The organism is Hydrogenophaga sp., from assembly GCF_035481345.1.
In the GTDB taxonomy this organism is placed as follows: Bacteria; Pseudomonadota; Gammaproteobacteria; order Burkholderiales; family Burkholderiaceae_C; genus Hydrogenophaga.
This window is the reverse complement of sequence record NZ_DATIGV010000219.1, coordinates 1-2070: the sequence shown is the minus strand read 5'-3', so window position 1 is coordinate 2070 and position 2070 is coordinate 1. Positions and strand designations below refer to the sequence as shown.

General features: G+C 71.8%; 2 protein-coding genes. One reads left to right on the top strand and one right to left on the bottom strand.

Translation table 11 applies throughout. From position 1 onward, the window contains the following. Nucleotides 1-2: 2 nt before the first annotated feature. Nucleotides 3-734 carry an ABC transporter ATP-binding protein gene (locus VLG41_RS22815; protein ID WP_414652531.1) on the bottom strand — a complete coding sequence of 244 codons (732 nt, stop codon included), beginning with the start codon at nucleotides 732-734 and terminating at the stop codon, nucleotides 3-5. A gap of 153 nt (nucleotides 735-887) precedes the next feature. Here VLG41_RS22815 and VLG41_RS22810 point away from each other — a divergent pair. Then, nucleotides 888-2070 (top strand): class II fumarate hydratase (locus VLG41_RS22810; RefSeq protein ID WP_325351672.1); only part of this gene is annotated, 1183 nt, incomplete at its 3' end.

Here is a 2070-nt window from a genome sequence, read left to right as displayed (position 1 = left end):
CCTCACCAGCTCAGCGTTGCCGCCGGAGCCTTGTTCGGGTTGGCCTGTGCCGAGGCGATGCGCCCGTCGGCCAGGCGCAGCACACGATCGGCCATCTGCGCGATCGGCGCGTTGTGCGTGATGACCACCGTGGTGGTGCCCAGCTCCCGGTTCACGCGCTCGATGGCCTCCAGCACGCGCACGCCGGTGGCGCAGTCCAGCGCGCCCGTGGGCTCGTCGCACAGCAACACGGCGGGGCGCTTGGCGATGGCACGCGCAATGGCCACGCGCTGCTGCTCGCCGCCCGAGAGTTGCGAGGCGAAGTGGTCCATGCGTTCGCCCAGTCCCACCAGGGCCAGCGCCGCCTCGGGCGCCATGGGGTCGGTGGCCAGGTCGGTCACCAGGGCCACGTTCTCGCGCGCCGTCAGGCTGGCGATGAGGTTGTAGAACTGGAACACGAAGCCCACGTGCTCGCGCCGGTAGCGCGTGAGTTCGGCGTCGCTGGCGCCGGCCAGCTCATGCGTCTGGCCGCCGTGGGTCCACTGGGCGGAGCCACCCGTGGGCGAGTCCAGCCCGCCCAGGATGTTGAGCAGCGTGCTCTTGCCGCTGCCCGAGGCGCCGAGCAGCACCACGAACTCGCCGGGCATGACGTCCAGGTCCACGCCGCGCAAGGCGTGCACCGCAGTGGGGCCGTCACCGTAGACCTTGGTGAGCGCGCGCGCGGTGAAGACGGGCTGGGCAGGCATGCCAGGCATTGCAGCACCCGGGAGGCCCGGTCGGTTTGACGAACGTCAAGCCCGGCGGGAAACCCTGTGCGCCACCGGGGGGGCGATGGCGGGTAGAAAGGGATGCCTGACACGGCATGGGCACCGCATTTGCCCGCGGCCTTCGCCTCACCGGAGATTTCCATGGCCACTTCCGCACCCGCATCCCGCACCGAACACGACGCCTGGGGCGAGATCACCATCCCCGCCGACGCCCCCTGGGGCGCGCAGACCCAGCGCGCCATCGGCCACTTCGCCATCTCCACGGAGAAGATGCCGCCCGAGCTGATCCACGCGCTGGCGCTGATCAAGCGCTGCGCCGCGCGCGTGAACGCCGCACTGGGCACGCTGGAGCCGCCCGTGGCCGACGCCATCGCGCAGGCCGCGGCCGAGGTGGTGGACGGCCGCTGGCCCGATGCCTTTCCGCTGTCGCTGTGGCAGAGCGGCTCGGGCACGCAGAGCAACATGAACATGAACGAGGTGGTGGCGCACCGGGCCACGGCCCTGCTGGGCCGCGAGGTGCACCCCAACGACGAGGTCAACCTCGGCCAGTCGTCCAACGACACCATTCCCACCGCCATTCACGTGGCCGCGCTGCTGGGCGTGGAGCGCTCGCTGCGGCCCGCGCTGCGCGCCCTGCGCGACACGCTGGCGGCCAAGGCCGAAGGCGTGCGCGACGTGACGAAGACCGGCCGCACGCACCTGCAGCACGCGCTGCCGCTCACGCTGGCCGATGAGTTGCTGGCCTGGGTGGCGCAGCTCGATCAGGCCGAGGCGGGGCTGGAGCCCGCGCTGCGCGCGGTACAGGGCCTGGCCATCGGCGGCACGGCCGTGGGCAGCGGCGCCAATGCCCACCCCGAATTCGGCCAGCGCATGGCCGAGGCCTTGAGCGAGGTGACCGGCTTGCCGATGCGCCGCGCCGACAACCCTTTCGCGGCGCAGGCCGCGCACGACGCCTTGCTGCAGTTGCACGCCGCGCTGCGCGTGCTGGCGCTGGCGCTGTGCAAGATCGCCGACGACCTGCGCTGGGCGGCGAGCCCGGGCCTGGGGGAATGGCGGCTGCCGGCCAACGAGCCCGGCAGCTCCATCATGCCGGGCAAGGTCAACCCGACGCAGTGCGAATCGCTGGTGATGGTGTGCACGCAGGTGATGGGCAACGACGTGGCCATTGGCGTGGGCGCCACGCTGGGCCAGTTCCAGATGCACGCGGCCAAGCCGCTGCTGGCGCACAACCTGCTGCAGAGCATCCGGCTGCTGGCCGGTGGCATGCGCAGCTTCGAGGAACACTGCGTGCGTGGCATGGAGCCGGATCGCGAGCGCATCGCGG